Source organism: Agrobacterium sp. LR_9, assembly GCF_041954855.1.
Classification (GTDB): domain Bacteria; phylum Pseudomonadota; class Alphaproteobacteria; order Rhizobiales; family Rhizobiaceae; genus Agrobacterium; species Agrobacterium leguminum.
Genome location: NZ_JAVAYA010000007.1, coordinates 26,936 through 53,098, shown reverse-complemented (window position 1 = coordinate 53,098; position 26,163 = coordinate 26,936). Strand labels below are relative to the sequence as shown.

The 26,163-nt window shown below is 61.4% G+C and carries 23 protein-coding genes; 16 read left to right on the top strand and 7 right to left on the bottom strand.

The features are described 5' to 3' along the window. Positions 1–94: 94 nt before the first annotated feature. Positions 95–427: an iron-sulfur cluster insertion protein ErpA gene (erpA, locus tag RAC79_RS10605; protein WP_065656001.1), complete on the bottom strand. Its 333-nt coding sequence runs from the start codon at positions 425–427 to the stop codon at positions 95–97. A 215-nt stretch (positions 428–642) separates the two neighbouring features. On the opposite strand from erpA, the gene RAC79_RS10600 reads away from it, so the two are divergent. The 13 genes from RAC79_RS10600 to RAC79_RS10540 all read left to right on the top strand — a co-directional run bounded on the left by RAC79_RS10600 (position 643) and on the right by RAC79_RS10540 (position 16,655). Next, positions 643–1,860 carry a deoxyguanosinetriphosphate triphosphohydrolase gene (locus tag RAC79_RS10600; protein WP_059760463.1) on the top strand — a complete coding sequence of 406 codons (1,218 nt, stop codon included), beginning with the start codon at positions 643–645 and terminating at the stop codon, positions 1,858–1,860. Between the two features lie 75 nt (positions 1,861–1,935). Next, on the top strand, positions 1,936–3,693 hold the full coding sequence (gene argS, locus RAC79_RS10595; protein ID WP_174039225.1) for an arginine--tRNA ligase: 1,758 nt from the start codon (positions 1,936–1,938) through the stop codon (positions 3,691–3,693). Between the two features lie 66 nt (positions 3,694–3,759). Further along, on the top strand, positions 3,760–6,786 hold the full coding sequence (locus RAC79_RS10590; RefSeq protein WP_174039224.1) for an SPOR domain-containing protein: 3,027 nt from the start codon (positions 3,760–3,762) through the stop codon (positions 6,784–6,786). Between the two features lie 246 nt (positions 6,787–7,032). Then, positions 7,033–8,049, top strand: coding sequence for a beta-N-acetylhexosaminidase (nagZ, locus tag RAC79_RS10585; RefSeq protein ID WP_065655997.1), 1,017 nt, complete (start codon positions 7,033–7,035; stop codon positions 8,047–8,049). Positions 8,050–8,107: 58 nt separating this feature from the next. Then, positions 8,108–8,956 carry a ScpA family protein gene (locus tag RAC79_RS10580; protein WP_174039223.1) on the top strand — a complete coding sequence of 283 codons (849 nt, stop codon included), beginning with the start codon at positions 8,108–8,110 and terminating at the stop codon, positions 8,954–8,956. Next, positions 8,946–9,680, top strand: a complete 735-nt coding sequence (gene scpB / locus RAC79_RS10575; RefSeq protein WP_174039222.1) for an SMC-Scp complex subunit ScpB — start codon at positions 8,946–8,948, stop codon at positions 9,678–9,680. Before RAC79_RS10580 ends, scpB begins: the two co-directional genes overlap by 11 nt. A 128-nt stretch (positions 9,681–9,808) precedes the next feature. Then, positions 9,809–10,015: a twin-arginine translocase TatA/TatE family subunit gene (locus tag RAC79_RS10570; RefSeq protein ID WP_003509722.1), complete on the top strand. Its 207-nt coding sequence runs from the start codon at positions 9,809–9,811 to the stop codon at positions 10,013–10,015. A gap of 157 nt (positions 10,016–10,172) precedes the next feature. Then, complete coding sequence (gene tatB, locus RAC79_RS10565; RefSeq protein ID WP_174039221.1) at positions 10,173–10,925, top strand: Sec-independent protein translocase protein TatB; 753 nt, start codon at positions 10,173–10,175, stop codon at positions 10,923–10,925. Continuing rightward, the gene (tatC, locus tag RAC79_RS10560) at positions 10,922–11,725 is read left to right on the top strand and encodes a twin-arginine translocase subunit TatC (protein ID WP_065655994.1); all 804 of its coding nucleotides are present in this window, start codon (positions 10,922–10,924) and stop codon (positions 11,723–11,725) included. Before tatB ends, tatC begins: the two co-directional genes overlap by 4 nt. Positions 11,726–11,826: 101 nt before the next feature. Beyond that, positions 11,827–13,110 (top strand): serine--tRNA ligase, encoded by a 1,284-nt coding sequence (serS, locus tag RAC79_RS10555; RefSeq protein WP_174039220.1) that lies wholly within the window; start codon positions 11,827–11,829, stop codon positions 13,108–13,110. A gap of 213 nt (positions 13,111–13,323) precedes the next feature. Then, positions 13,324–14,094, top strand: a complete 771-nt coding sequence (gene surE / locus RAC79_RS10550) for a 5'/3'-nucleotidase SurE (protein ID WP_065655992.1) — start codon at positions 13,324–13,326, stop codon at positions 14,092–14,094. Beyond that, on the top strand, positions 14,091–14,744 hold the full coding sequence (locus tag RAC79_RS10545; RefSeq protein WP_003522731.1) for a protein-L-isoaspartate(D-aspartate) O-methyltransferase: 654 nt from the start codon (positions 14,091–14,093) through the stop codon (positions 14,742–14,744). Before surE ends, RAC79_RS10545 begins: the two co-directional genes overlap by 4 nt. 345 nt (positions 14,745–15,089) lie before the next feature. Beyond that, positions 15,090–16,655: a LysM peptidoglycan-binding domain-containing M23 family metallopeptidase gene (locus tag RAC79_RS10540; RefSeq protein ID WP_174039219.1), complete on the top strand. Its 1,566-nt coding sequence runs from the start codon at positions 15,090–15,092 to the stop codon at positions 16,653–16,655. A 292-nt stretch (positions 16,656–16,947) separates the two neighbouring features. On the opposite strand, the gene mobB is transcribed toward RAC79_RS10540, so the two are convergent. From mobB to moaA, 5 genes are all read right to left on the bottom strand, one after another. Continuing rightward, positions 16,948–17,463, bottom strand: coding sequence for a molybdopterin-guanine dinucleotide biosynthesis protein B (gene mobB, locus RAC79_RS10535; protein ID WP_003522733.1), 516 nt, complete (start codon positions 17,461–17,463; stop codon positions 16,948–16,950). Continuing rightward, on the bottom strand, positions 17,460–18,086 hold the full coding sequence (mobA, locus tag RAC79_RS10530) for a molybdenum cofactor guanylyltransferase MobA (RefSeq protein WP_142845143.1): 627 nt from the start codon (positions 18,084–18,086) through the stop codon (positions 17,460–17,462). The genes mobB and mobA overlap by 4 nt, the downstream gene beginning before the upstream one ends. Continuing rightward, positions 18,083–19,282, bottom strand: coding sequence for a multidrug effflux MFS transporter (locus tag RAC79_RS10525; protein ID WP_142845144.1), 1,200 nt, complete (start codon positions 19,280–19,282; stop codon positions 18,083–18,085). The genes mobA and RAC79_RS10525 overlap by 4 nt, the downstream gene beginning before the upstream one ends. Position 19,283: 1 nt before the next feature. Continuing rightward, positions 19,284–20,252 (bottom strand): DMT family transporter, encoded by a 969-nt coding sequence (locus RAC79_RS10520; RefSeq protein WP_142845145.1) that lies wholly within the window; start codon positions 20,250–20,252, stop codon positions 19,284–19,286. Between the two features lie 171 nt (positions 20,253–20,423). Further along, positions 20,424–21,473 (bottom strand): GTP 3',8-cyclase MoaA, encoded by a 1,050-nt coding sequence (gene moaA / locus RAC79_RS10515; RefSeq protein ID WP_142845146.1) that lies wholly within the window; start codon positions 21,471–21,473, stop codon positions 20,424–20,426. A 132-nt stretch (positions 21,474–21,605) separates the two neighbouring features. Here moaA and RAC79_RS10510 point away from each other — a divergent pair, with 132 nt between their 5' ends. The 3 genes from RAC79_RS10510 to RAC79_RS10500 all read left to right on the top strand — a co-directional run bounded on the left by RAC79_RS10510 (position 21,606) and on the right by RAC79_RS10500 (position 24,721). Further along, positions 21,606–21,974, top strand: a complete 369-nt coding sequence (locus RAC79_RS10510; RefSeq protein WP_142845147.1) for a gamma-butyrobetaine hydroxylase-like domain-containing protein — start codon at positions 21,606–21,608, stop codon at positions 21,972–21,974. Between the two features lie 277 nt (positions 21,975–22,251). Continuing rightward, complete coding sequence (locus RAC79_RS10505) at positions 22,252–24,063, top strand: monovalent cation:proton antiporter-2 (CPA2) family protein (protein ID WP_078053073.1); 1,812 nt, start codon at positions 22,252–22,254, stop codon at positions 24,061–24,063. Between the two features lie 49 nt (positions 24,064–24,112). After that, the gene (locus RAC79_RS10500; protein WP_174039217.1) at positions 24,113–24,721 is read left to right on the top strand and encodes a pyridoxamine 5'-phosphate oxidase family protein; all 609 of its coding nucleotides are present in this window, start codon (positions 24,113–24,115) and stop codon (positions 24,719–24,721) included. 226 nt (positions 24,722–24,947) lie between these two features. On the opposite strand, the gene RAC79_RS10495 is transcribed toward RAC79_RS10500, so the two are convergent. Then, positions 24,948–26,018: a GGDEF domain-containing protein gene (locus RAC79_RS10495; protein WP_065655983.1), complete on the bottom strand. Its 1,071-nt coding sequence runs from the start codon at positions 26,016–26,018 to the stop codon at positions 24,948–24,950. Positions 26,019–26,163: the final 145 nt, after the last annotated feature.

The window sequence follows — 26,163 nt, the reverse complement described above, 5'->3', positions numbered from 1 at the left end:
GAGTTTCCCTTTTGCGAGGGTACTTTTACCCGATGCAAAAGCGATTGCCACCGTTTTTGGAAAACGGCCCTGTGGATGTGGTGGAAAGACGATGTCAGATCGAGAAGCTGGTGCCACAGCCGCAGCTTGCCACAGCATTCGGGTTCTTGATCTGGAAGGACTGGCCGAGCAGATTGTCGACGAAGTCGATTTCGGAGCCGGCCATATAGACGACCGAGAGGCTGTCGATCAGCACTTTCGCGTCGCCGCGGGCGATCACGATGTCGTCATCGGCTTTGTCTTCGGCCAGATCGAACTTGTAGGAGAAGCCCGAGCAGCCGCCGCCTTCCACCGAGACGCGCAGCGCCTGTTTGCCGGTTTCGGCGGCGACGATCTGAGCGATTCGCTTTGCCGCAGCTTCAGAAAGGGTAATGTCGCTGTTTTCCATGTCGTTTCTCCTGCCGGGGTCAAGAACCGGAGAGCAATAATCTCGTTGTCACCATTATAAACCGGTCAAATTAACGGTCTATAGCCTGTGTGAAGGCGGTCTGCGCGGCGATGATGCTTTGCGCCGACCTCTGCGATAGGTATGAAGGGTGAATGAAAAGGTCAATGGCCGAGACCAAAAGGAAGTCCCGGCTGGAGAAGACAACAGGTGGATGCATGATCATAGACCAGCGCGCATTGGGTTTCGGAAGCGGCGAGAGGGCGGTTTTCGCCTCGGATCCATGGACCACGCGCGGGCGTCTTTTTCCCGAAACCGGAAGCCTGACGCGCTCGGAGTTCCAGCGCGACCGCGACCGCATTGTCCACACGACAGCCTTTCGCCGCCTGAAGCACAAGACGCAGGTGTTCATCAGCCCTGACGGCGACCACTATCGCACGCGTCTTACCCACACCATCGAGGTGGCGCAGATCGCCCGGGCGCTCGCCCGCGCGCTGAAGCTCGATGAGGATCTCGCCGAAGGCGTGGCGCTGGTGCATGATTTCGGCCACACGCCTTTCGGCCATACCGGCGAGGACGCGCTGGATGCGGTGCTGCTGCCCTATGGCGGCTTCGATCATAACGCCCAGTCGCTGCGTATCGTCACCAAGCTTGAGCGCCGTTACGCCGAATATGACGGCATCAACCTGACCTGGGAGACGCTCGAAGGGCTGGTCAAGCACAATGGACCGCTGGTGAATGCGAAGGGCGAGGGGATCAAGGGACCGGTTCCGCTGCCCATCCTCGAATATTGCGAGCTGCAGGATCTGGAAATCGGCAGCTATGCCAGTCTCGAGGCGCAGGTGGCGGCGATTGCCGATGACATCGCCTATAATACCCACGACATCGATGACGGGTTGCGCGCCGGTTATCTCACCTTCGAGATGCTGGAGGAGGTGCCGTTCCTCGGCGGCCTGATGGCCGAGGTGCGGGCGAAATATCCGGTCCTCGACAAGGAGCGTTTCGCCAATGAGATCATGCGTCGGCAGATCACCCATATGGTGGAAGACGTGATTGGCGTTGCGCAGCAGAATCTCGCCCGTCTGAAGCCGAAGAGTGCGGCGGATATCCGCGCTGCCGATTTCACCGTTGCGACCTTCTCGCCGGAAATGGCCGAGACCGACCGGCAGATCAAGAAACTGCTGTTCGGCCATATCTACCGGCATCCGGAAATCATGCGCATCCGCGCCGGCGCCACACAGATCGTCACCGATCTTTTCCACCGTTATATGGAAACGCCGGCGGAAATGCAGAGCCACTACTGGGTGGACAGCATTTCCGGCATGAGCGTGGCCGCAAAAGCCCGGCATGTGGGCGACTATCTGGCCGGCATGACCGACAGTTATGCACTGCGCGCCCACCAGCGGCTGTTTGACCACACCCCCGATTTGCGATAGGGCAGCGGGCGATCGCGAAGCCGACCCGGTTAAACGGCCGGATATAAACAGAAGCCCTTCGCGCAGGTTGGAACGATGAACATTTTTGCTGATTTCGATACCAGGATCAAAAACGCGCTCGAGACCCTCGATCTCGTGAAAGAGAACCGCGAAAAGGTCGATTTCAGTCGAATTACCGTCGAATCCCCGCGCGATCTGAGCCACGGCGATGTCGCAACCAATGCCGCCATGGTGCTGGCGAAGCCGCTCGGCACCAATCCGCGCGCGCTGGCCGAACTCATCGTGCCGGCTCTTCAGGCCGATGGCGATGTGGACAGCGTCAATGTCGCGGGTCCGGGCTTCATCAATCTCAAGGTTTCGGTCGGTTACTGGCAGCGTCTTCTCGCCGACATGATCGCGCAGGGCGTCGATTTCGGCCGCTCCACCATCGGTGCGGGCCAGAAAATTAACGTCGAATATGTTTCCGCCAATCCGACAGGCCCGATGCATGTCGGCCATTGCCGTGGCGCCGTCGTCGGCGACACGCTGGCGAACCTGCTCGCTTTTGCCGGTTATGGCGTTACCAAGGAATATTACATCAACGATGCCGGCTCGCAGATCGATGTGCTGGCCCGTTCCGTGTTCCTGCGTTACCGCGAGGCGCTCGGCGAAGATATCGGCACCATTCCGTCCGGCCTTTATCCCGGCGACTATCTCGTTCCCGTTGGCCAGGCGCTGGCGGATGAATATGGCATCAAGCTGCGCGCCATGCCCGAGGAAAAGTGGATGCCGATCGTCAAGGACAACGCGATCGACGCGATGATGGCGATGATCCGCGAGGATCTGGCGCTGCTCAACGTTCGGCACGACGTGTTCTTCTCGGAGCGCACGCTGCATGAGGGCAATGGCGGTCCGATCCTCTCGGCTATCAACGATCTCACCTTCAAGGGCCATGTCTACAAGGGCACCCTGCCGCCGCCGAAGGGCGAATTGCCGGAAGACTGGGAAGACCGCGAACAGACGCTGTTCCGCTCCACCGAGGTGGGCGACGACATGGACCGTGCGCTGATGAAGTCGGACGGTTCCTACACCTATTTCGCCGCCGACGTTGCCTATTTCAAGAACAAGTTCGACCGTGGTTTTTCCGAGATGATCTATGTGCTCGGCGCCGACCATGGCGGTTACGTGAAGCGGCTGGAAGCGGTTGCGCGCGCCGTCTCCGAAGGCAAGTCGAAACTGACGGTGCTTCTTTGCCAGCTCGTCAAGCTGTTCCGTGACGGCGAGCCGGTGAAGATGTCGAAACGCTCCGGCGACTTCGTCACGCTGCGCGATGTTGTCGACGAAGTGGGTCGCGATCCAGTGCGATTCATGATGCTTTATCGGAAGAATTCCGAGCCGCTGGACTTCGATTTCGCGAAAGTGACCGAACAATCTAAGGATAATCCGGTTTTTTACGTGCAATATGCGCATGCCCGTTCCATGTCGATCTTCCGGCAGGCGCAGGAAGCGTTTCCGGGGCTTTCTCCTTCGGCTGAGGAGATGGCGGCTTCTGTTGCTTTGATTAGCGATATCAATGAGTTGCAGCTGGTTGCAAAGCTTGCGGAATATCCGCGCCTGATCGAATCGGCGGCCCTTTCGCATGAGCCGCACCGGCTTGCTTTTTACCTCTACGATCTCGCCAGTTCCTTCCATGGACACTGGAACAAGGGTAAAGACCAGCCGGAATTACGTTTTATTAACGATAAAAACCGAGAATTGAGCATTGCCAGACTTGGGCTGGTGAATGCTGTCGCAAATGTTTTGAGGTCCGGCCTTACGCTTTTAGGAGCGGACGCACCTGCTGAAATGCGATAACATATCACCATTATTTGCTCACAATACGCTGGCAAGAGCTGCAATGCGTAGATGGTGGAACACGTAATGGTCGAAAAAAATGTCGCGTATAACCGGGACGCCCGGTCCGAAGGGTTCGCTGACAACGATCCTCTGGCAGAACTGGCGCGTATCGTCGGCTTCGAAGATCGTCCTTCGCATGCGGGTTCCGAGGCTCAGCCATCGGGGACCCGCCGCGAACCCGAATTCAATCTCGAAGATGAGCTTCTGAGGGAATTCGAGGTTTACGACGCACCGCACGCCGATCCGGTCGTTCTTGATCCGGCAAACGATGTCCGTGCGGGCATCCACCCCAAAGATTTCATGCAGCGTGTCGAATCGGTTTTCGCCCGCCGCGAGCCCGAGCTTGCGCCGGCGGATGAACCCGCGCCGGTGGCCGCATCCACACCGGAGGTGAGGGAAGAGCCGCTTCCGGAAGTCGATCAGGCCTATATTCACAACTACGTCGAAACGACCACACAGGACATTCGTGCGGATTTCCGCGACGATGCCTCCGCGGTGGCGGAAGTTTTCGATGTGCATTCGCGCCAGTCGCGTCCCGCCGAGCCGATGGTTTACCAGCCCGTCGCCCAGCAGGTGGCATGGGAAGAACCGCAGGCCGCAGAACCCGTAGAGCCGGAATGGCACACGATGCCGGAGCTTCCGGCCGATGTTTCGAGCAACATTCACGCCGATGTTCATTCCTATGCGCCGGAGCCGCAGGCTTTCGATCTCGCCGATGAGGTGGAAATAGCTGTCGCCGAGGAGGCGCCCGCACCGGTTTCCGTGCGTCCGCCATCGCATGGCGGCCGTTCTTCGCTGGAATTTTCCAGCCTGCGGCTGCCGCTCGCCAACTTCGGCGCGCGCCGGGATGTTTCGGCCGCCGATCCGAAGCGGGTCGAGCCGCGTTCCGAACAGCAGCCTGCCGCAGCCCGTATCGAGCCGCAGGTCGAAGCCGCGCCTGCCGTCGTGCAGGCGGAAGAGACCGCGCCGTCCTTTACGCCTCCGGTCGCCGAGACCTTTGCGCCTGCCGCAGAGTCTCTGGCGTTCGAGGCCGCCAGGAAGCCGGCAGCAAAACATCTCTCGCCGATGGACGAGCTGATTTACGACGTCGCGAAATATTCCATTCCCGGTCGCGGCGAAACACCGCTGGTGCAGGACGTTCCCGCTGCGCAGGCCGCGAAGGTAGAGCCGCCCGTGGTTGCCGCAGCGCCGGTGAAGGCAGCGCCGATTGTCGCTGCCGCGCCCGCAGCACCCGCTGAAGAACTTGATTTCACGGATTTCGCCGGCTTCAACGATGATGATTTCGAGCTTGCGCTCGACGATCTCGATCTTGATCTGGACCTGTCTGAAATTGCCGAGGCGGAAGTTGCGCCTGCGCCCGCACCGCAGCCCGTTCGTCAGCCGCCAGCCGCTCCGGTTGCCGCTGCTGCCGTTGCGCCGCAGCCGGTGAGGGAACAGCCGGCACCTCAGCCGCGCCCGGCTCCCGTTGCCGTTGTCGCACCCGTGGCCGCTGCTGCGGTTCAGCCGCGTCCGGCCGCCGCAGCACCGCAGCCAGCCGCGCCGCAGACGCTGGAAAGCCTGCCTTTCGATCCTTCGCAGATCGGCGAGACGGAAGAGCATCCGGAAAACATCATCGAGATGGACGTGCCGGAACTGCCGGTCGGGGTTTTCGAACCCAAGCCGACCGCGCGCCGCCACGAGGAAGATCTCGATATCGATACCGAGCTTGCGACGCTGTTTGCGCCTGCGGTTGCCGGCGGTCTCGACCGTCATAAGCACGCGGAAAACCGTGGCGCCGCCCAGGCGCGTCCCGCGCAGGCTCCGGAAGAGGCCGATGAATTCGAACGGGCGCTGGAAGAGGATTTCCGCCGCTCCATGCAGGAGGCTGCGGCTTCCCGTGGCAGCGCCCAGCGCGATGCCGAAAACACCTATGTCGACCATCAGGCGGCCTATCGTGAGGAAGATGAACGCGGCGGTCGCCGCTGGATCATGCCGGTTGCCGCTGCAATCGGTCTGGTGCTGATCGGTGGCGGCGTTTACGCGCTGGTCTCCGGCGGTTCGTCCAGCACCGGTTCCAATGGCGCGCCGGTCATCATCTCCGCCGATAACGATCCGATGAAGGTCGTTCCGGAAAATCCGGGCGGTCGCGTTGTGCCGAACCAGGACAAGGCGGTTTATGACCGCGTGGCGGGCGGCAGCGCTGCCGATCCGAAGCAGCCGGCACTGATTTCCAGCAACGAGCAGCCGGTGGATGTGGTTCAGCGTACGCTGATCCCCGAACAATTGCCGCTTGAAGGCGAAAACGACGCGGATATGGAAGCCGCCGGCACGCCGGTTGGTGAAACGGAAGATCCGCGCCTGCTTTCGCCGGAAGAAAAGGCCGCACAGACCGAAGGTTCGGCTGCAACCGGCGTTTCGCCGCGCAAGGTCCGCACCATGATCGTCAAGCCTGACGGCACGCTGGTTGCCCAGGAAGTCGAGGTGCCGGCAGCCCAGCCGCCGAAGGCCGACAAGGTCGAGGAGCTTGCAGCACCGCAGACCGCAAAGCCGGGTGAGGGCGCTCCCGCCGTCATCGCCGCATCGCGGGTTCCGGTTGCGCCGGAACAGGCTCAGCCCCAGGCAAATACGCCTGCCGCCGCCGCCAAGCCGGCAGCGCAGTCGGCAGCACCGCTTCCTGCGGCGCGTCCGTCCTCGCAGCCCGCCAATGTGGTGGCAACGGTGACCAACCAGGGCAATGTCCGCCCGGCGGCAACTGCTCCTGCGCAGCAGCAGGCCGCGCAGCAGCAGACGGCAGCCGCAACGCCTGCGGCCACCAGCACGCCTTCCGCCGGTGGTTACTACATCCAGATCGCCTCGCTGCCGAGCCAGGCGGAAGCCCAGAAGTCCTACCAGAACATGTCGGCCAAGTTCGGCTCGGTCATCGGTGGACGCGGCGTCGACATCAAGGCCGCCGAAATCGCCGGCAAGGGCACGTTCTACCGCGTCCGCATCCCGGCGGGCGACAAGAACGAAGCCGTGGCGCTGTGCGAAAAGTTCCGCTCGGCCGGCGGTAGCTGCCTCGTGGCGCGGTGATAGAGGCCAATAGGGCTTGTAAGATTGGGGTTGCCGTCTAAGGCAACCCTTCTTTGGGTGGGGAAGGGTTTTCCCCACACGCGACGTCATCCTCGGCCTTGTGCCGAGGATCTGCAACGTTTCGCCAGCCGGTCGGTTGCAGATGCTCGGGACAGGCCCGAGCATGACGGCGGAGAGTTTGACACTCCTCCCCACGCCTTTCGGTACAAGGCCATTTCCCATTCCATTTCCTGCGAGCGTGACACCATGACCGATTGCAAAGCTATGATCCTCGGATGCAGCGGGCTTTCGCTGACTGCCGACGAGATTGCCCTTTACCGCGATGAGCAGCCCTGGGGCTTCATCCTGTTCGGGCGCAATATTGGCGAGCCGCAGCAGATCACCGATCTCGTCGCCGCCATGCGCGATGCCGTCGGGCGGCCAGATGCGCCGGTTCTTATCGATCAGGAGGGCGGACGCGTGCAGCGTATCAAGCCGCCGATCCTGCAGGCCTATCCGAACGCCCGCATTCTCGGCGAAATCTATGAGCGCGACCGGGGGGCGGGTCTGCGTGCTGCCTGGTTGATGTCGCGCCTGCATGCTTTCGACCTCATGAAATTCGGCATCAATGTCGATTGCCTGCCGGTGCTCGATGTGCCGGTGGAAGGCGCCAGCAATGTCATCGGTAATCGCGCTTATGGCTACACGCCGACAATGGTGGCCGAGATGGGGCAGGCGGCGGCCGATGGGCTGAAGGCGGGCGGCATGCTGCCTGTCATGAAACATATGCCGGGCCATGGCCGTGGCATGGTGGATTCGCACCATGAACTGCCGGTCGTCGATGTGCCGCTCGATGAGCTGGACGCGCATGATTTCGTGCCGTTCCGGGCGCTGAACCGCGAATTGATGGCGATGAGCGCGCATCTGGTATTCAACGCCGTCGACCGCGAACGGCCGGCGACGACCTCGCCGAAGGTGATCGAGGAAATCATTCGCGGCCGGATCGGATTTGACGGCCTGCTGATGTCCGACGACAGTTCCATGAATGCGCTGAAGGGCACGCTCGGTGAAAGAGCTGCGAATATTGTTGCGGGCGGCTGCGATATAGTCTTGCATTGCAACGGTGTGATGGGTGAAATGCTTCAGGTCGTGAAGGAGGTTCCCGTTCTTTCCGGCCGTTCGCTGGAACGGGTGCAGGCCGTGGAAGCGGGTTTCCCCGTTGCGGACCCTTCCGATGAAGCGGAGCTGAGAGCCGAATTCAACGCCATGTGGGCCGTTTCCTGACAGTCGGGCGGCGGCCCGTTACTCGGGACGACAGGCCGGACGCCCGGCGGATGGAACAATGGCCGCAGACAAGTCTCGCAATTCGACACCGATGGACAAGCTCTGGCAGGATGTGACGCCGGAGCGGTTGACGGGCGAGGCCGGGCTGGTCATCGATGTCGCGGGTTTCGAAGGCCCGCTCGATCTGCTGCTGCATCTTGCCCGCACGCAGAAGGTCGATCTGTCACGCATTTCTGTGCTGGCGCTTGCCGAACAATATCTGCAATTCGTGGAAAGCGCGCGCCGTGTGCGCATTGAGCTTGCGGCCGATTATCTCGTCATGGCGGCGTGGCTCGCCTTTCTCAAATCCAAGCTCCTCATTCCGCAGCAATCGAAGGATGACGGTCCCTCGGGCGAGGAAATGGCCGCGACGCTGGCGTTCCGGCTGAAACGCCTGGAGGCGATGCGCGAGGCGGCGGAACGCCTCGTCAACCGCGCCCAGCTCGGCCGCGATGTTTTTGCCCGTGGCGCGCCGGAGCATATTCCCCATATCAACCGCTCGGCCTATGAGGCGAACCTCTACGATCTCCTGAGCGCCTATGCCAATCTGCGGCAGCGGCAGGCGATTACCCAGGTCACGATTGAAAAGCGGCAGGTCTGGTCGCTTGTCGAGGCGCGTGAGCTTCTGACCCATCTCCTCGGCGATGTCGGAGAATGGACCGTGCTCGATCAATATCTGCTGCAATATGTGCCTGATCCCGCCATGCGGGTGACGGCAATAGCCAGCGCCTTTGCCGCGTCGCTGGAGCTGGTGCGCGAGGGCTCGCTGCAAATCCAGCAGGAGGGCGCTTTCCAGCCCATTTATATGCGTAAGGGTGGACGAGACGACCGTGCGGTGAATGCCGAAAGGACTGACAATGATGAATGACGATGAAACCGCCGAGGTCACCATCGCGGCCGACGGGGCCGAGCCCAAGCCCACGGTATTTTCCGAGCGCCAGTTGAAGGAGGCCGAGCGGATCGCCGAGGCCCTGGTCTTTGCCTCGTCCGAGCCGGTTTCCGTGGCCTTCATCGCCGAGCGCCTGCCGCGCGGCATAGATGTCGTCGCCATTCTGCAGCATCTCAAGGTTCTTTATGCGGAGCGGGGCGTCAATCTCGTGCAGGTGGGCGGGCAATGGGCCTTCCGCACCGCCGGCGATCTTTCCTTCGTCATCCGCGCCGAGGAAAAGGAGCCGAAGAAGCTGTCGCGCGCGGCGCTGGAAGTTCTGGCGATTATCGCATATCATCAACCGGTGACACGCGCCGAAATCGAGGAAATCCGCGGCGTTCAGACCTCGCGCGGCACGCTTGACGTGCTGATGGAGGCGGGCTGGGTCAGGTTCCGTGGCCGCAGGCGTACCCCCGGCAGGCCGGTGACGATCGGCACCACGGTTGAGTTTCTCGACCATTTCGGCCTTGAAGAATTGCGCGATCTGCCGGGCCTCGAGGAGCTGAAGGGGGCAGGGCTGCTTTCGGGCCGTATTCCCTCCAATTTCGGCGTTCCTCTGCCGATGATGAGCGACGAATTGCGTGAGGACGAAGACCCGATCACGCAGCTCGATCTCGAGGAACTGGGCCTGCTTGCGCCGGGCGGCGGTGATGGCGACGACTGATATCGCCATCCTGTTGGCGGGGCCACGAAAACTTTATGCGCACTCGCTGTTGAAGCGACGATTTGTCGTTTGAAAAAGCCTTTCAAACGTCTTACATCGTCTGAAAGCGAAATTCAGGAGTTTCAGTTATGGGTTCTTTTAGTGTGTGGCATTGGCTCATCGTGCTGGTGATCGTTCTCGTCCTCTTCGGACGCGGCAAGATCCCGGAATTGATGGGCGATGTCGCAAAGGGCATCAAGAGCTTCAAGAAGGGCATGGCTGACGAAGACCAGACGCCGCCGCCGGCCGATGCCAACACGAAGACCGTCGACCACAAGGCTGACGAGATCAAGTAAGCGGCCTGTCGCCGCTTGGTGTGGGACTGGCGCTAGAGCGCCGTGCGTTCTTTCGGACGCACAAGAACGCTCTACCACTTGTATGTTGCGCATCGTTCCGGTCGAAAATCGATTCCGATTTTTGGGGCCGATGCGCTAGGGTCTCGGGAGCATATTGATGTTAGATATCGGCTGGAGCGAGCTTCTGGTGATTGCGGTCGTGTTGATCGTGGTCGTCGGGCCGAAGGACTTGCCGCCCATGATCCGCGCTTTCGGCAAGACGATGGCCGGCCTTCGCAAGATGGCGGGGGATTTCCGCACCCAGTTCGACGAGGCCCTCAAAGAGGCCGACATGGACGATGTGCGCCAGACCATCTCCGATGTCCGCAATCTCAACCCCACCAATTCGCTGCGCGATGCGATGAACCCGCTTCGCCAGCTTGGCAATGAGATCAAGTCCGATCTGCAGAAGGCGACCACCCCGCCGGACGGCCTGTCTTCCACCCAAGCGCCCGTCACAAGCGAGCCGGTTGCGCCGCTGGTGAGCGTGCCCGAGCCGGAGATGAAGCTGCCGTATGCGCCGCCTGTTGTCGCCGCATCCGCCGCGCCGGTCGCCGCAGCCGTCGCTGCGGAGGAGAAGCCGAGGCGCGCGCGGGCGAAATCGATTGCGACCGTGGAGGCCGAAGCGGTTGCCGCCAAGCCCAAACGCGCCGCCCGCAGCAAGGCCGCGGCGGCAACGCCCGAAACCGCCCCGGTCGTTAAAACTGCCGCGAAAACCGGTGAGCCCGCCGTTTCCAATCCCACCGTGAAGGCCGTCGCCAAAAAGGCTGCCGTCAGGAAGTCGGCCGTAGACAAGGCGGTCGTGGCCGAGACCAAGCCGGCGAAAACGGCAAAAACCAAGGCCGCAAAGCCCAAAAAGGATGAAGCATGAGCGGGGATATCGAGGACAAGCCGCAGCCGCTTATCGAGCATCTCATGGAGTTGCGCACGCGGCTGATCTGGGCGCTCGGCGCGTTCTTCGTCGCCTTCATCGCCTGTTTCGCCGTTGCCAAGCACCTGTTCAACCTGCTCGTCATTCCTTACAAATGGGCGGTTCTGTGGGCGGGCCTCGATGTCACGAAATCGTCGCTGATCTACACCGCGCCGCAGGAATTCTTCTTCACGCAGATCAAGGTCGCCATGTTCGGCGCGATGGTGATCTCGTTTCCGGTGGTCGCCTCGCAGCTCTATAAATTCGTGGCGCCCGGTCTCTATAAGAACGAACGGGCAGCCTTCCTGCCGTTCCTCATCGCTTCGCCGATCCTTTTCCTCATCGGTGCGGCGCTCGTCTATTTCTTCTTCACGCCCATGGTCATGTGGTTCTTCCTCGCCATGCAGCAATTGCCCGAGGACGGCGAGGTGGCGATTTCGCTGATGCCGAAGGTATCGGAATATCTGAGCCTCATCATGACGCTGGTTCTCTCCTTCGGTCTGGTATTCCAGTTGCCTGTCGTCACCACGCTTCTGGCGCGCGTTGGGCTTTTGACCAGCGACTGGCTGCGGGAAAAGCGCAAGTTCGCGATCGTCCTCGCCTTCGTGGTCGCCGCCGTGCTGACGCCGCCGGATCCCATGTCCCAGATCGGTCTTGCGCTGCCTGCGATCATTCTCTACGAGATTTCCATCTACATGGCTCGACTCGTGGAGAGGAAACGTGCGGCAGAATCCGCAAGCACGGAGCTGGAGGAGACCTGACATTCTTGAAGGTCTCGCCGCTCACGACATTTCCTCGCGCCGGGCTTATGCCCGGCGTTTTGCTGTAAAACGCGACGATGCAACAACGGTCTGGAACGACGATGCACGACATTAAATGGATACGCGAAAACCCCGAAGCTTTCGATGCGGCGCTTGCGCGCCGAGGTGCTGAGCCCGCCGCCAGCGGCCTGATCGCGCTCGATGAAAAGCGCCGTTCCGTCATCCAGTCCCTGCAGGATATGCAGTCGCGCCGCAACGCCGCCTCCAAGGAAATCGGCGCCGCCATGGCGCAGAAGAACATGGAGCTTGCAGAAACGCTTAAAGCCGAAGTCGCCGATCTCAAGGACAACATGCCGCGCGCGGAGGAGGAGGACCGTCAGGTCACCGCCGAGCTCAACGATGCCCTGTCGCGCCTGCCCAACATGCCCTTTGACGACGTGCCCGACGGCAATGACGAGCATGACAATGTGGTGGCCCGCGTGGTCGGCCAGAAGCCCGGATGGAACCACGAGGCCAGGGAACACTTCGATATCGGCGAAGCGCTCGGCTATATGGATTTCGAGCGCGCCGCCAAGCTTTCCGGCTCGCGCTTCACCGTGCTGACCAGCCAGCTTGCGCGTCTGGAACGGGCGCTCGGCCAGTTCATGATCGACCTGCACACGGGCGAACACGGTTATACCGAAGTGTCCTCGCCGCTGATGGTGCGCGACGAGGCGATGTTCGGCACCGGCCAATTGCCGAAGTTCACCGAGGACCTGTTCAGGACCACGGATGGCCGCTGGCTGATCCCGACGGCGGAAGTGACGCTGACCAATCTCGTCTCAGGCGAAATTCTCGATCAGGAGAAGCTGCCGCTGCGCTTCACGGCGCTGACGCCGTCCTTCCGTTCGGAAGCGGGCTCGGCCGGCCGCGACACGCGCGGCATGCTGCGCCAGCACCAGTTCTGGAAATGCGAGCTCGTCTCCATTACCGATGCGGAAAGCGCCGTTGCCGAACATGAGCGCATGACGGCCTGCGCCGAGGAAGTGCTGAAGCGCCTTGGCCTGCATTTCCGCACCATGACGCTCTGCACCGGCGACATGGGCTTCAGCGCCCGCAAGACCTACGATCTGGAAGTGTGGCTGCCTGGCCAAAACACCTATCGCGAAATTTCGTCCTGCTCGGTCTGCGGCGATTTCCAGGCGCGGCGCATGAATGCGCGTTATCGCGGCAAGGACGACAAGGCGACGAAGTTCGTGCACACGCTGAACGGCTCCGGCACGGCTGTCGGCCGCTGCCTGATCGCGGTTCTCGAAAATTATCTGAACGAGGACGGTTCCGTCACAATTCCAGACGTGCTGCTGCCCTATATGGGCGGTCTGAAGCGCATCGAGAAGGCGGCTTAAGAGAGCGCGGCATCGTGCTATTGGAAGGAGAGTCTGCCATTTACTCCGACCGTCATCCTCGGGCCTGTCCCGAGGATCTGCAACCTATCAATTTATTTGGACGTGATTAGATCCTCGGGACAGGCCCGAGGATGACGTTGAGTGAACTGCACACTTCACCGCCGGAGGAGAGGATGCTCCGTCACTGAAGACATGAGAAGCGGAGAGAGAAACATGCGGATTTTGCTGACCAATGACGACGGTATCCACGCCGAAGGTCTGGCCGTGCTGGAGCGTATCGCCCGCACGCTGTCCGACGATGTCTGGATCGTCGCACCGGAGACCGACCAGAGCGGTCTCGCGCACTCGCTCACCCTGTCCGAACCGCTACGTCTGCGAAAAGTTTCCGACAAGCATTTCGCGCTGCGCGGCACGCCGACCGATTGCGTCATCATGGGCATTCGCGAAGTCCTGCCGGAAAAGCCCGATCTCGTGCTCTCCGGCGTCAATGCCGGCGCCAATATGGCCGATGACGTGACCTATTCCGGCACCATTGCCGGCGCCATCGAAGGCACGCTGCAGGGCGTGCGCTCCTTTGCGCTCAGCCAGGCCTTTAGCCACGTCGACGGCCGCGTCGTGCCATGGGAAGTCGCCGAGACCTATGCGCCGGACCTCTTGCGCAAGCTGATGAATGTGGAACTGCCCGATGGCACCTTCCTCAATCTGAATTTCCCCAATTGCGCGCCCAAGGATGTGCAGGGCGTTTCCGTGACCGGACAGGGCAAGCTCGATTTCGGCCTGACGGTGGAAGAGCGTCAGGATGGCCGCGGTTTTCCCTATTACTGGCTGCGCTTCGGCGAGCGTCTCGGCACCTTCCGCGAAGGCACCGATATCCACGCTTTGAAACATGGCAAGATTTCCGTCACACCGCTTAAGCTTGACCTGACGGACTACACGGTGAAGGATCGGGTTGCGCAAGCACTTGGATTCGGAGTAGCCGATTGAAATCCGCAATGGTCGAAAAGGAAGGTTTTGCCGCTCTCGTTCTCCGCTTAAGGGGCGAGGGAATTTCCGATCTCGACCTTCTGACGGCGGTCGAGCAGACGCCGCGCTCCAAATTCGTGCCGCCGCAATTTGCGGCGGACGCCTATTCCAGCCGCACGATTCCCATCGACTGCGGCGCCTTCATGGAAGGCGCCGACATGGCGGTGAAAATCCTTGCCCGGCTGCAACTGAAACCCGGTCAGCGCGTGCTGGAAATCGGCACGGGCAGCGGTTTCATGACCGCGATCATCGCTCGCCGGGTAGAGCGGGTCTTTTCGCTGGAGCGTTACAAGACGCTGGTGCAGCAGGCGCAGAACTGTCTCGACGATCTCTCCATCCGCAACGTTGTCATCCGTCAGGCGGATGGCAGCAACGGCCTGGTGGGCGAGGGCACCTTCGACCGAATCGTTTCCACCGCCGCCTTCACCACCATGCCCCGCTTCTTTGCCGAGCAGATCGTTTCGGGCGGCATGATGATCGCGCCGATCATTCTCGAAGACGAGCGTTGCGTGATGACGCGCTTCTCCAAGACTGGCAGCCGCTTCGAGAAGGAAGAGCTGTTCGAGGCGCCTTACCTGCCGCTCAGCACTCATATTGCGCGTCATTTGTGACAAAATGAAAATTTTGGAGACATTCTATTTTTGTCTCCTAATGTTCTGAATTGCCGCAACTATCTGATTTTTAATATCATTATTGTATCAACATGACGCATCCGGTTTTCGTCATGGTTATCGAAGTGTCAAAAAAGCGCTGAACGGCTTAACGTTTTAACGGCGTGGTAACACTAACGCGCTTTAATCATAAACATCGACGCATGGTTTTCCCCACCTCGGGAAATGGGCCTTGCAAGAAGTGAAATTTGTGCCGGATCGGTCTCGATGCGGCGGGTTGGCGTCAGTGTAGATCGAGTCATGCGTATGAGACATTCGTCTAAAATCGGAAAATCAGTCGCAAAAATGTTCGCAGCGGCATTGCTGGCAAGCGTCGCAACGGGCTGTAGCTCGGATGCAACGCGGTTCAGCGGCCTCTTTTCCAGTGGACCGGATCAGATGACCACGGCGTCAATTCCTGCCCGTCAGGGCGGCGGTGCTTACGGGCAGGCCCCGGTTCCGCAGGGCGACATGAATGGCGGTTACGCCTCTGCCGCGCCGCAGGGTGGCTATGCCAACCAGAACATGGCGGGCAATTCCTATCCGCAATCGGGTGGTTATGGCGGCGTTCAGCCTTCCACGGCCCGCTCGGCTTCGGCCTCTCCGGTGCAGCGTTCCGAGCTGTCGGCGCCGACGGCGGTGGCAAGCCGCGATCCGTCGACCCACAACGAAGCCATGGCCCAGCCTTTCCCGTCCGCTCAGCCCAAGGCCGCACCGTCTCTTGCAGCGCCCGCCCGGCAGGCTGCCGCTCCCGTCACCGACAATCTGACCACCGCAACCGTTCGTTCCGACAAGAACGGCTGGCACACCGATGGCGCTTCCTCCGTGACCCTGCGTCCCGGCGAAAGCATCGCGACCCTCTCCAACCGCTACGGCGTTCCGGAAAAGGAACTGCTGCGCGTCAACGGTCTGAAGACCGCTTCCGCCGCGCAGGCCGGCCAGTCGATCCTCATTCCGAAGTTCGGTCAGGTCCGCAATGCCGCCAAGGACGCGGCCGGCGATATCGCTCTCAACCGCAATGGCGACCAGCCGACACCGCTGCGTAGCCCCGAGGGGAACGTGGCCGTGCTGCCGTCGCAGGCCGCCGCCCGTGACAAGGTTTCCTCCGAAACCGGCAAGCTGACGCCTCCCGGCGGCAAGCCGCTGCCGCCCACCGGCGGCCACAAGGTTCAGCCGGGCGATAGCCTGGCGAAGATTGCCCGCGAAAACGGCGTGTCGGTCTCTGCCCTCAAGGCGGCAAACGGTCTCAGCAACGAAAGCATCCGCGTCGGCCAGACGCTCAACATGCCTGGCGCTTCGACGGATGCCATCAAGACGGCTTCCGTTCCCGCCAAGGAAGCGGCCAAGCCGGTCGAAACCGCATCCGCCAAGCCTGAGCCCTACAAGGCACCGGCTGCTGCCGCGGCTCCGACTGCACCTGCCACACCGGCCACCGCCAGTGTCAGCGACATCGAGAAAAAGGCCGACATGGCCTCCGTCGCACCTGAATCCACGGGCATCGGCAAATATCGCTGGCCGGTTCGCGGCGCGGTCATCAACAATTTCGGCGATAATGTCGAAGGCAGCCGCAACGATGGCATCAACATCTCCGTTCCGGAAGGCACGCCGATCAAGGCCGCTGAAAACGGCGTGGTCATCTATGCGGGCAACGGCCTGAAGCAGCTCGGCAACACGGTTCTCGTCCGCCATGACGACGGCAAGGTCACCGTTTACGGCAACGCCGCCAATCTCGACGTGCAGCGCGGACAGAAGGTCCAGCGCGGCCAGACCATCGCCACATCGGGCATGACCGGCAGCGCCAAGCGTCCGCAGGTTCACTTCGAAGTTCGCAAGGATGCGACGCCGGTGAACCCCTCCAGTTTCCTTGAATAGGTATTGCGTCTCAAGGAATGATGAAGCCGGGTGAAGAGCCCGGCTTTTTCATTTTTGGGGTGGGGGATCACGGGAGATTGCGTCGTCGTTGCGGCAGGCGTTGTGGGTTTCGGCTTCATGGCACATCTCCTCCGTCATGCCGGACCTGATCCGGCATCCAGCGCGCGTCGGCGCGGAAAGAAGGACTCCTTTCAGCCCAAGGACTTGGGCTGGCTGGATACCGGCTCAGGGCCGGTATGACGGAAGTGGGGAGGCGGCCTGGGCGCCGACGCCGCTCCGTTCTGACGCCTGTTTATGCCCTCACCAGTCCCACCGTCCTCTCGATGAAATCGGCAATGGCGCCGGTATCGTCGAGATCGAAAACCGGCAGCGCCGTGTCTGTCACCGCATGGTCGGCGGCAATGGCGACGATATGCGGATCGAGCGGCGCAAGCGGTTCGGTCTTGGCGGCCTCCAGCCGGCGTGCTTCGATCTTCGGCACGGGCTCGTATTTGTAGCCTTCGATCAGCACCAGATCGCAGGGGGCGAGGCGGGCGAGAATATCCTCGAAGGAGGGTTCCGGTTCGCCGCGCAATTCATGCATGATGGCGAAGCGGGTGCCGGAAACGATGGTAACTTCATGTGCGCCGGCCTGCCGGTGACGCCAGCTATCCGCGCCGACCTTGTCGATATCGAAATCATGATGGGCGTGCTTGATGGTGGAGACGCGGTAGCCGCGCGCCGTCAGCTCGGTGACGATACGGACCGCAAGGCCGGTCTTGCCCGAGTTCTTCCAGCCGGCGATGCCGAAGACCTTTTGTGCTGTCATGATTGCAGGTTCTCCAGATAGCTGCGCGCCAGCGCCAGTTCATCCGGCGTGTTGATGTTGAAGAACGGATCAAGGCTGCCCTTTGCCGTTTCCAGCGGCGGGAAGGCCACGCCGAGGGTGACATGGCGGGCGAGATAGGCGCGGATGCGCCGGTTCGCATCGTTCTTCAGCCACGCCTCGAGATCGTCGGCCAGCGCCAGCGGCCACAGCGCAAAAACCGGGTGAAGCTGGCCGCTGGAGGCGGCGATGACGATTGCATTGTCCGACAGGTGTTCGCAAAGCCGCGCCACGAGATCGTCCGGGAAAAACGGGCTGTCGGCGGGCGCCGTCAAAAAGTGGCTCGCCGCATCCCCGCGGTGCTGGAAATGGCGCATGCCGGCCAGAATACCCGCGAGCGGCCCGGCATGGCCGTTCAGCGTATCGGGCAGCAGCGGCAGGCCGAAACTCTCCGCCCAGCCATTGGCTGCGTTGATGGTGACATCTGAGACCTGCGGCGTGATGCGGCTGATGACATGCGAGATGAGGGGCGCATTGCCCAATTGCACCATCGCCTTGTTGCTGCCCATGCGCCGCGAAAGCCCGCCGGCGAGCACGAGACCGGGTATTTCGAAAGGGGCCGTCATTCCCGCTTTTCCTGCAGCCTTACGACATAGGTGGTGAGGAGGGCGACAAGGCCGGTCGCCAGCATCACCAGAAGAAGCGGCCAGGTTCCGTCCTCTCTGGACAGGACCGAGGAGGCGAGCACCGAGAGGGCGGCGCCGCCGCCGATGGTCATCGCGCCGCCGAGGCCGGAGGCGGAACCGGCCAGATGCGGCTGGACGCTGACCATGCCGGCATTGGCGCTTGGCAGTGTCACGCCGTTACCGACACCGATCAAGGCGAGCGGCACGAAAAACGCATAGGCGCTTTCCGCCCCGGCGGAGATGAGCACCATGGTCGTGGCGATGCCCGCAATGGCGATGACATTGCCCGACAGCATCATGCGGGTAATGCCGATTTCGCTCGCATAACGGCCGGAGATGAAGTTGCCGAGCATGTAACCGCTGGCCATGAAGAAGAATTGCAGGCCGAGCATGGCCGGCGCAAGCCCGTAAAGCACGCTGCCGACAAAGGGCGCACCGCCGAGGAAGGAGAAGAACATGCCCGATGAGAAGGTCGAGGTCAGCGCGTAACCCCAGAACAGCGGCGAGCACAGCAGTTCCGGCCAGGCGTGAAACTGCTGCGAAAAGCTCGCCGATTTATTGTGGTTGGTTTCGCCGAGATCGAACCAGGCGAGCACCAGAATACCAACGCCGAGCAGGGAGAGGAGGGCGAAGCTCGATTGCCAGCCGGAAATGTCGTTAAGCAGGCCGCCAACCGTCGGCCCCACCATCGGCACCACGGACATGCCCATGGTCACGTAACCGATCATCGAGGCCGCCTGTTCCATCGGCACCATGTCGCGCACGATGGCGCGCGCCAGCACGAAGCCGGAAACGACGGCCGCCTGCGCGACGCGCCCGATCATGAAGACGGTGATATTGGGCGCGAGCATGCAGACGAGCGTTGCGACGATCATGATGGCGATGCTGGCCAGCATGACCGGGCGGCGTCCGAAGAGATCGGAAAGCGGGCCGATGATGAGTTGCAGGCAGGCGGTGGCGGCAAGATAACCCGAAACGGCAAATTGCATCACCGCGTAGTCGGTCTCGAAATAAACCGCCATGGCCGCAAGCGAGGGCAGGAACACATTCATGCACAGCGCCGCGACGCCGGCGATGACGACCAGCGTGATGATGTGGGGCGGGGTGGTCCTGTCCAGAAAACGGCCGCTGTTCATGTCATTCTCCCGCCTCTTCCGTAACGGCAGCTTTCGTTACGGAAGCCGGCCGTACCGTGGTTGCGGCGGTGGGTGTGGCGGCTGCGCGCTTGGCCATCTGCGAGCGCTTGCGCAGGCTTTCGCGGTAGAAGGTATAAAGGCCGGAGCCGATGACGATCATGGCGCCGACGATGGTGTAATTGTCGATCTTTTCGTTGAAGAAGAACACGCCGATCATGAAACCCCAGAGCAGACCGGTATAACGGAACGGCGCGACGAAGGAGATTTCGCCTGATCGCATCGACAGTATGATCGCCTGATAGCCGACCAGCACCAGAATGGCCGAAGCCGCCAGATGCGATACGATCATGAAGTTCATCGGTTGCCAGCCGCCGAAGGGCACGATCAGCAGGCCGCCCACCGCCATGTTGACGAAGGCGGTGATGACGGTGATGGCGAGGGAGGGCACATCGGCATACATTTTCCGGGTCAGCAGATCGCGCGCAGCGGTGACGGCGAGCGATGCGACGACCAGAAGCGCACCCGGCGTGAAGCCTTCCGGGCCGGGCCTGATGATAACGAGCACGCCGATAAAGCCGACGATGATCGCCACCCAGCGCCGCCAGCCCACGGGCTCACGCAGAAACAGCGCCGCACCCAGCGTCACCACCAGGGGCAGGGACTGCAATATGGCCGAGGCATTGGAAAATTCGATAAGGCCGAGCGCCGTCAGATAGAGCACGGCCGCAGTCACCTCGCAGAGACAGCGCAGGATGATGATGGGGCGCAGGAGGGTTTTCAGCGGCCGAAGCGCGCCGAAATGGCGGGCGGCGATATAGATCAGCACCACCGTCATGATGCCGCGGACGAACATAATCTGGCCGGTGTTGATATAGGGGGTGACGGATTTCGTCAGGGCGTCATTGGCCGTGAAGCTTGCCATGGCGAGCGCCATGAATAGGGCGCCGCGCGTATTGTCCGTCAATGCCATTCCAAAATATCCCAGACCATGCGCGGTTTTCCCGGCCGCCCTTTCGGGGCGGTTTGGGCCGCCTTTCCGGCGTGACCGCGCATTCCTCCATGTAAAGAGACGTGGCACGGCACAGCCGGCATTTCAACCGTTTATATGGGTGGGTGGACGAGAAACAGTTTCAGCCGTCGCTCAGCCGCCGGTCACGCTCATATGGCGGGAGACGGCAGGCCGGTTGTGGGTGCGGTCGATGATGAAATCATGCCCCTTCGGCTTGCGCAGAAGGGCTTCATCAATGGCGCTGGAAAGATAGGCGTCGCTGTCGGAGGCGCGCAGCGCGGTGCGCAGATCGGCGGCGTCATCCTGGCCCAGGCACATATAAAGCGTGCCGGTGCAGGTGAGGCGGACGCGGTTGCAGCTTTCGCAGAAATTATGCGTCATCGGCGTGATGAAGCCGAGCCGGCCTCCGGTTTCCTTCACCGTGACGTAACGGGCGGGGCCGCCGGTCTGGTAATCGCTGTCGATGAGCGTGAAGCTCTTTTCCAGATCGGCGCGCAACTGCGAAAGCGGCAGGTAGCGGTCGGTCCGGTCTTCCTCGATCTCACCCATCGGCATGGTTTCGATCACGGTCAGGTGCATGCCGCGACCATGGGCGAAACGCATGAGGTCGGGAATCTCGGCGTCGTTGAAGTCCTTCAGCGCCACCGCGTTGAGCTTGACCTTGATGCCCGCGGCCTGGGCGGCGTCGAGCCCCTCCATGACACGGTCGAGATCGCCCCAGCGGGTGATGTGGCGGAATTTGTCGCGGTCGAGCGTATCGAGCGACACGTTGATGCGGCGCACGCCGCAATCGGCAAGCTCGACGGCGAATTTGGCCAGCTGTGAGCCGTTTGTCGTCAGCGTCAGCTCTTCCAGCATACCGGTTTCAATGTGGCGGCCGAGGTTCCTCACCAGCGACATGATGTTCTTGCGCACCAGCGGCTCGCCGCCGGTCAGCCTCAGCTTGCGCACGCCGCGCGTTATGAAGACGGAACAGAGCCGGTCGAGTTCTTCGAGTGTCAGAAGGTCCTTCTTCGGCAGGAAGGTCATGTGTTCGGACATGCAATAGGTGCAGCGGAAATCGCAGCGGTCGGTGACGGAAACGCGCAGATAGGTGATGGCGCGGCCGAAAGGGTCCACCATCGGTGTGCTGTTTTCCGTCAGGGTTTTCGCTTTTTCAAGCGAGCCGGAGAAACCGTTCACGTCTCCATCCTCAATGCGCCTTGCGCCGGGCACACACGCCAAATGTGTGCTCTATTAGCTGATGTAGTGGCTTGCCTATCGTGAGGCAAGTCCGTAATTCTGACGCATATGACGAGCTTGCGGAAGTGAAAAATGAGCTATGCCTGGCCGACCGAGCTGCTTGTGTCGAAAGACCGGCGCGAACTGACCGTTTCCTTCGATGATGGAAGCGTTTACCGCCTTCAGGCCGAGATGCTGCGCGTGCTTTCGCCCTCGGCCGAGGTGCAGGGCCATGGGCCGGGACAAAAGGTCACAGTGCCCGGCAAACGCGATGTTACCATCCGTTCCATGGTCGCCACCGGCAATTATGCGGTTCGCATCGTTTTCGACGATGGCCACGATAGCGGCATCTACACCTGGAAATATCTGAAGGAACTGGGTGAGACCGGGGACGCGCTGTTTGCGGATTATGAGCGGCAGCTCGCCGAAAAGGGCTTGAGCAGGGAACCGCGATACCGGTAGAGAAAACACCGAGGGAGACGCCCTCGTGAGAATGATGGCAAGGGGTTGAAGAACTGGTGCGTTTGGCAACGTTGTTGCATCCGCGCTTCGTCACCCCGGACTTGATCCGGGGTCCAGCGCGATCAAGCCCTTGATCGCGGGAGAGTCCTTTCACGGCGCAGACGCGCCGTGGCTGGATGCCGGATCAAGTCCGGCATGACGGAGGAAATGTTCTTGCGCGTTGCCGATAATCGGACGAGGGCAAAGCTCTTGTCTCACTATTTAAACGGGGTGGCGTGTGGCTGTAGAAGCGAACGGAAATGATCTGGCCCAGGTGGTCGTGTTGCTGGCGGCAGGCGTTGTCGCCGCGCCGATCTTCAAGCGCATCGGCCTCGGTTCGGTGCTCGGCTATCTGGCCGCCGGCCTGGTGATCGGGCCTTACGGTCTCGGTTTTTTCTCCGATTCGCAGGCCATTCTGCATATAGCGGAACTCGGCGTGGTGATGTTCCTGTTCATCATCGGCCTTGAAATGCAGCCGTCGCGGCTGTGGTCGATGCGGCAGGATATTTTCGGGCTGGGGGCGCTGCAGGTGCTGGTCTGCATGGCGGGCCTGACATTGATCGGTGTCGGTCTCGGCTTTCCCGTGATCATGTCCTTCGTCGCCGGTACCGGTTTCGTGCTGACATCGACGGCGATCGTCATGCAGATGCTGCAGGAGCGCAACAGCATGTCGAGCCTGAAAGGCCAGCGCATCATCGCCATCCTGCTGTTCGAGGATCTGGCCATCGTGCCGCTGCTGGCGCTTGTCGCTTTCCTCGGTTCGGGCGGCGAACATGTCACGGCGTCGGAACGCTGGGCTTCCGTCGGCATCGCGCTTGCCGCCGTCGGTGCGCTTATCCTTGCCGGGCGTTATCTTCTCAACCCGTTCTTTCGCCTGCTAGCGGCTTCCGGCGCGCGGGAGGTGATGACGGCCGCGGCGCTGCTGGTGGTGCTGGGTTCGGCGCTTCTGATGCAGGTCAGCGGCCTTTCCATGGCCATGGGCGCCTTTCTCGCCGGCGTGCTGTTGTCGGAATCCTCCTTCCGCCATCAGCTGGAGGCGGATATCGAGCCGTTTCGCGGCATTCTGCTCGGTCTGTTTTTCCTGGGCGTCGGCATGGCGATCGATCTTGCCGTCATCGCCTCCAACTGGCAGCTCGTGGTCATCAGCGTCGCAGGCTACATGCTGCTCAAGGCCTTCCTGATCTATGGCGTGGCGCGGGCGCTCGGCACCACCCGGCGCGAAAGCCTGGAACGGGCGGTGCTGATGGCGCAGGGCGGCGAATTCGCCTTCGTGCTCTATTCTGCCGCCGTCAGCGCCGGCATTCTCGACCGGGAGGCGAACGCCATACTGACGGCGACCATCATCATCTCCATGGTGCTGACGCCGCTAATGGTCATCCTGCATGACCGGCTGGTGCCGGCGGCGGTTCCCAATACCGACGATCTCGACCTGCCTGAAAATGTCGAGGGCAGCATTCTCCTCATCGGCTTCGGGCGTTTCGGCCAGATCGTCAGCCAGCCGCTTCTGGCGCGGGGCTATACGCTGTCGCTGATCGACAAGGATGCGGACTTCGTGCGCGATGCGGCGGAATTCGGTTTCAAGGTCTATTATGGCGACGGTTCGCGGGCGGAAATCCTGCATGCTGCCGGGGCGAGCACGGCGCGTGCCGTGCTTATCTGCGTCGACGACAAGGAGGCGGCCGTCAGGATCGCGGAAATCGTCAAGCACGAATTCCCGCTGGTGCCCGTTCTTGCCCGTGCTTACGACCGCGGCCATGCCATCGATCTGCTGAAGGCTGGCGTCGATTACCAGATTCGTGAGACGCTGGAATCGGCGCTGAATTTCAGCGAGGAAGTGCTTGGCGCCATGGGTGAGGAGCGGGAAGACGCCGCGCGTCTGGTGGAAGAATTCCGCGACCGCGACGAGGAACGTTTCGCCATGGAAGTCGTCGGCGGCATCTATGCCGGCCGTTCGCTGATCCGTGGCAATGCCCAGCCGGCCGACCTTGTTGCCGCCCGCACCGCGCGCGAGCGGGCCGAGCGGGAAAAGGCGGAAGCGGCAGAGGAATAGGACGCCCCGGTCTTTCGGCGGCGACAGAGGGAATTGGCAGGGATAGGACATGACGATCATTCGCACGGTTGAGGAATTGAAGGCCATCTATGACAGCACGAGCGAGGCATCGATCGCCAAGGTGACAGGCACGCTGACGGCCGAATACCGGCTGATGATCGAGACTTCGCCGTTCCTGGCGCTGGCGACGGTCGGGCCGGAAGGCATGGACTGTTCGCCGCGCGGCGACAAGGGCGGCGTGGTCCGGGTGGCCGATGAGAGGACCGTGCTTCTGCCAGACTGGCGCGGCAACAACCGTGTGGATTCGCTTCTGAACATCGTGCGCGATCCGCGCGTGGCGTTGATGTTCCTGGTACCCGGCTCGAATACGACGATGCGCATCAACGGCCGTGCTGTGGTCTCCGTCGATCTCGACCTGCTGGAAAGCTTCGAGATGGACGGCAAACATCCGCGCACCGTCATCGTGGTGACAATCGATGAAGTCTATTTCCAGTGCGCCCGGGCGCTGATGCGCTCGGAACTATGGAACCCCGATAATTTCGTCGACCCGGCCTCGCTTCCGACACCCGGTCTTCTGCTCAAGGCGGCCAAGGCGGAATTCGATCAGGAGACCTATGACCGGGAATGGGCGGCGCGGGCGGCGAAGACCATGTGGTGAGGTGCAGTAACGACGCGACCATCGGGCCGTTGAGGCAATCCTCGCAAGGCTTACGCCATTGGCGAAAGCGGAGCGTCTCACTCCGTCACCCCGGACTGGATCCGGGGTCTAGCGCGATCAAGTCCTTGATCGCAAGAGGCTTTTCTCACGGCGCAGACGCGCCGTGACTGGATGCCGGATCTAGTCCGGCATGACGGAGGAGATAGTGGTGCACACACCACCATCCTCACGTCCGATAAATCAGCCAGTTCTTGCCGGTATAATTCTTCTGCATGCCGTCCTCGTAATAGACGGAGCGGTTCCGGCCGGTTTCCTTGGCATGGTAGAGCGCGGTGTCGGCATGGCCGTAAAGTTCGCTCGGGTTGGTGGCCTGTGCGGCGGAAGCGAAACCGAGGGAGATCGTCACCGTGCCGTAGTCGGCGCCCGATCTCGAATTGCGGAAGGGCGTGCTTTCCAGCGACAGGCGGATGCGCTCGCACATCACCATCACCTCTTCCGGCGTATTGCCGTCCAGAATGATGGCGAATTCCTCGCCGCCGCTTCTGGCGACAAAACCATCCTTGCGGACATTGGCGCGGATGACCGAGGCGACGGTGGCGAGAATCTTGTCGCCGACCGGATGGCCGAAAGTGTCGTTGATCCGCTTGAAATGATCGATATCGAGCAGGACGAGCGTGGTATATTGCAGGCCGATGGAGCTGTCATAGATGGATGCCAGCCGGTCGTCGAAGGCGCGCCGATTGGACAGGCGCGTCAGCGAATCCGTATTGGCGATGCGCTTGTACTCATCCAGCTCCAGACGCACCTGATGCATTTCCTCGGCATGGCGGTTGACATCGTTGAAGGTCTTTTCGCCGTCGATGATCTTCGAGCCGGTGGCCTCGGCCAGCAGCGAAATCGCATTCCTCAGAATATTGCTGCTGGCGGCATTCTTGTCGTCGATGCGCTGACGCGTTTCGCCGAGAATCCTGTTGTAGTTCTCGATGGAGGATTGTTCGCGCCTCAGCGTGCCCAGAAGGCCCTCCAGTTCGCGTCTGAGCTTCTCATGGGCATCGTCGATGGACCGGGCGGGATTGCCTTCCCCGTAACGTAAGGACAGCTCGTCCAGATCCTCCTGCGTGACCCGGTTTCCAAGCGCGGCCAGATCCTTCGTCAGGGCAGGGTTCGAACCGATATAGGCTTCGTAAAAGAGGCTGTAGTTACGCGGGATCGGCGAAACACCCATGCTCCGCATGGCATAGGCAATCTGCCCGGCAATGTCGGGCCCCGTGGTTTTGGGCGTGGATGCCGTGTTCATCAAGAAACTCCAGTGAGTCTGCTTATCGACTATGATTATTATTATGAAGGTCGTTTTGGAAAGCTTAATTTAAGGGAAACTAATTTTTGTGCCCGGAAACTTCATTTTCGTCACTTTTTATCTTATTTAATTGATAAATATAAGT

What these genes read in the sequence shown, in the direction of transcription:
- tatC (WP_065655994.1), top strand. Translation starts at nt 10,922, where the DNA reads ATGAGCGGGGATATCGAGGACAAGCCGCAGCCGCTTATCGAGCATCTC.
- argS (WP_174039225.1), top strand. Translation starts at nt 1,936, where the DNA reads ATGAACATTTTTGCTGATTTCGATACCAGGATCAAAAACGCGCTCGAG.
- serS (WP_174039220.1), top strand. Translation starts at nt 11,827, where the DNA reads ATGCACGACATTAAATGGATACGCGAAAACCCCGAAGCTTTCGATGCG.
- RAC79_RS10600 (WP_059760463.1), top strand. Translation starts at nt 643, where the DNA reads ATGATCATAGACCAGCGCGCATTGGGTTTCGGAAGCGGCGAGAGGGCG.
- RAC79_RS10525 (WP_142845144.1), bottom strand. Translation starts at nt 19,282, where the DNA reads ATGAACAGCGGCCGTTTTCTGGACAGGACCACCCCGCCCCACATCATC.
- RAC79_RS10500 (WP_174039217.1), top strand. Translation starts at nt 24,113, where the DNA reads ATGACGATCATTCGCACGGTTGAGGAATTGAAGGCCATCTATGACAGC.
- RAC79_RS10495 (WP_065655983.1), bottom strand. Translation starts at nt 26,018, where the DNA reads ATGAACACGGCATCCACGCCCAAAACCACGGGGCCCGACATTGCCGGG.
- nagZ (WP_065655997.1), top strand. Translation starts at nt 7,033, where the DNA reads ATGACCGATTGCAAAGCTATGATCCTCGGATGCAGCGGGCTTTCGCTG.
- mobB (WP_003522733.1), bottom strand. Translation starts at nt 17,463, where the DNA reads ATGACAGCACAAAAGGTCTTCGGCATCGCCGGCTGGAAGAACTCGGGC.
- RAC79_RS10590 (WP_174039224.1), top strand. Translation starts at nt 3,760, where the DNA reads ATGGTCGAAAAAAATGTCGCGTATAACCGGGACGCCCGGTCCGAAGGG.
- RAC79_RS10540 (WP_174039219.1), top strand. Translation starts at nt 15,090, where the DNA reads ATGTTCGCAGCGGCATTGCTGGCAAGCGTCGCAACGGGCTGTAGCTCG.
- erpA (WP_065656001.1), bottom strand. Translation starts at nt 427, where the DNA reads ATGGAAAACAGCGACATTACCCTTTCTGAAGCTGCGGCAAAGCGAATC.
- tatB (WP_174039221.1), top strand. Translation starts at nt 10,173, where the DNA reads ATGTTAGATATCGGCTGGAGCGAGCTTCTGGTGATTGCGGTCGTGTTG.
- RAC79_RS10580 (WP_174039223.1), top strand. Translation starts at nt 8,108, where the DNA reads ATGGCCGCAGACAAGTCTCGCAATTCGACACCGATGGACAAGCTCTGG.
- mobA (WP_142845143.1), bottom strand. Translation starts at nt 18,086, where the DNA reads ATGACGGCCCCTTTCGAAATACCCGGTCTCGTGCTCGCCGGCGGGCTT.
- RAC79_RS10520 (WP_142845145.1), bottom strand. Translation starts at nt 20,252, where the DNA reads ATGGCATTGACGGACAATACGCGCGGCGCCCTATTCATGGCGCTCGCC.
- RAC79_RS10510 (WP_142845147.1), top strand. Translation starts at nt 21,606, where the DNA reads ATGAGCTATGCCTGGCCGACCGAGCTGCTTGTGTCGAAAGACCGGCGC.
- surE (WP_065655992.1), top strand. Translation starts at nt 13,324, where the DNA reads ATGCGGATTTTGCTGACCAATGACGACGGTATCCACGCCGAAGGTCTG.
- scpB (WP_174039222.1), top strand. Translation starts at nt 8,946, where the DNA reads ATGATGAATGACGATGAAACCGCCGAGGTCACCATCGCGGCCGACGGG.
- RAC79_RS10570 (WP_003509722.1), top strand. Translation starts at nt 9,809, where the DNA reads ATGGGTTCTTTTAGTGTGTGGCATTGGCTCATCGTGCTGGTGATCGTT.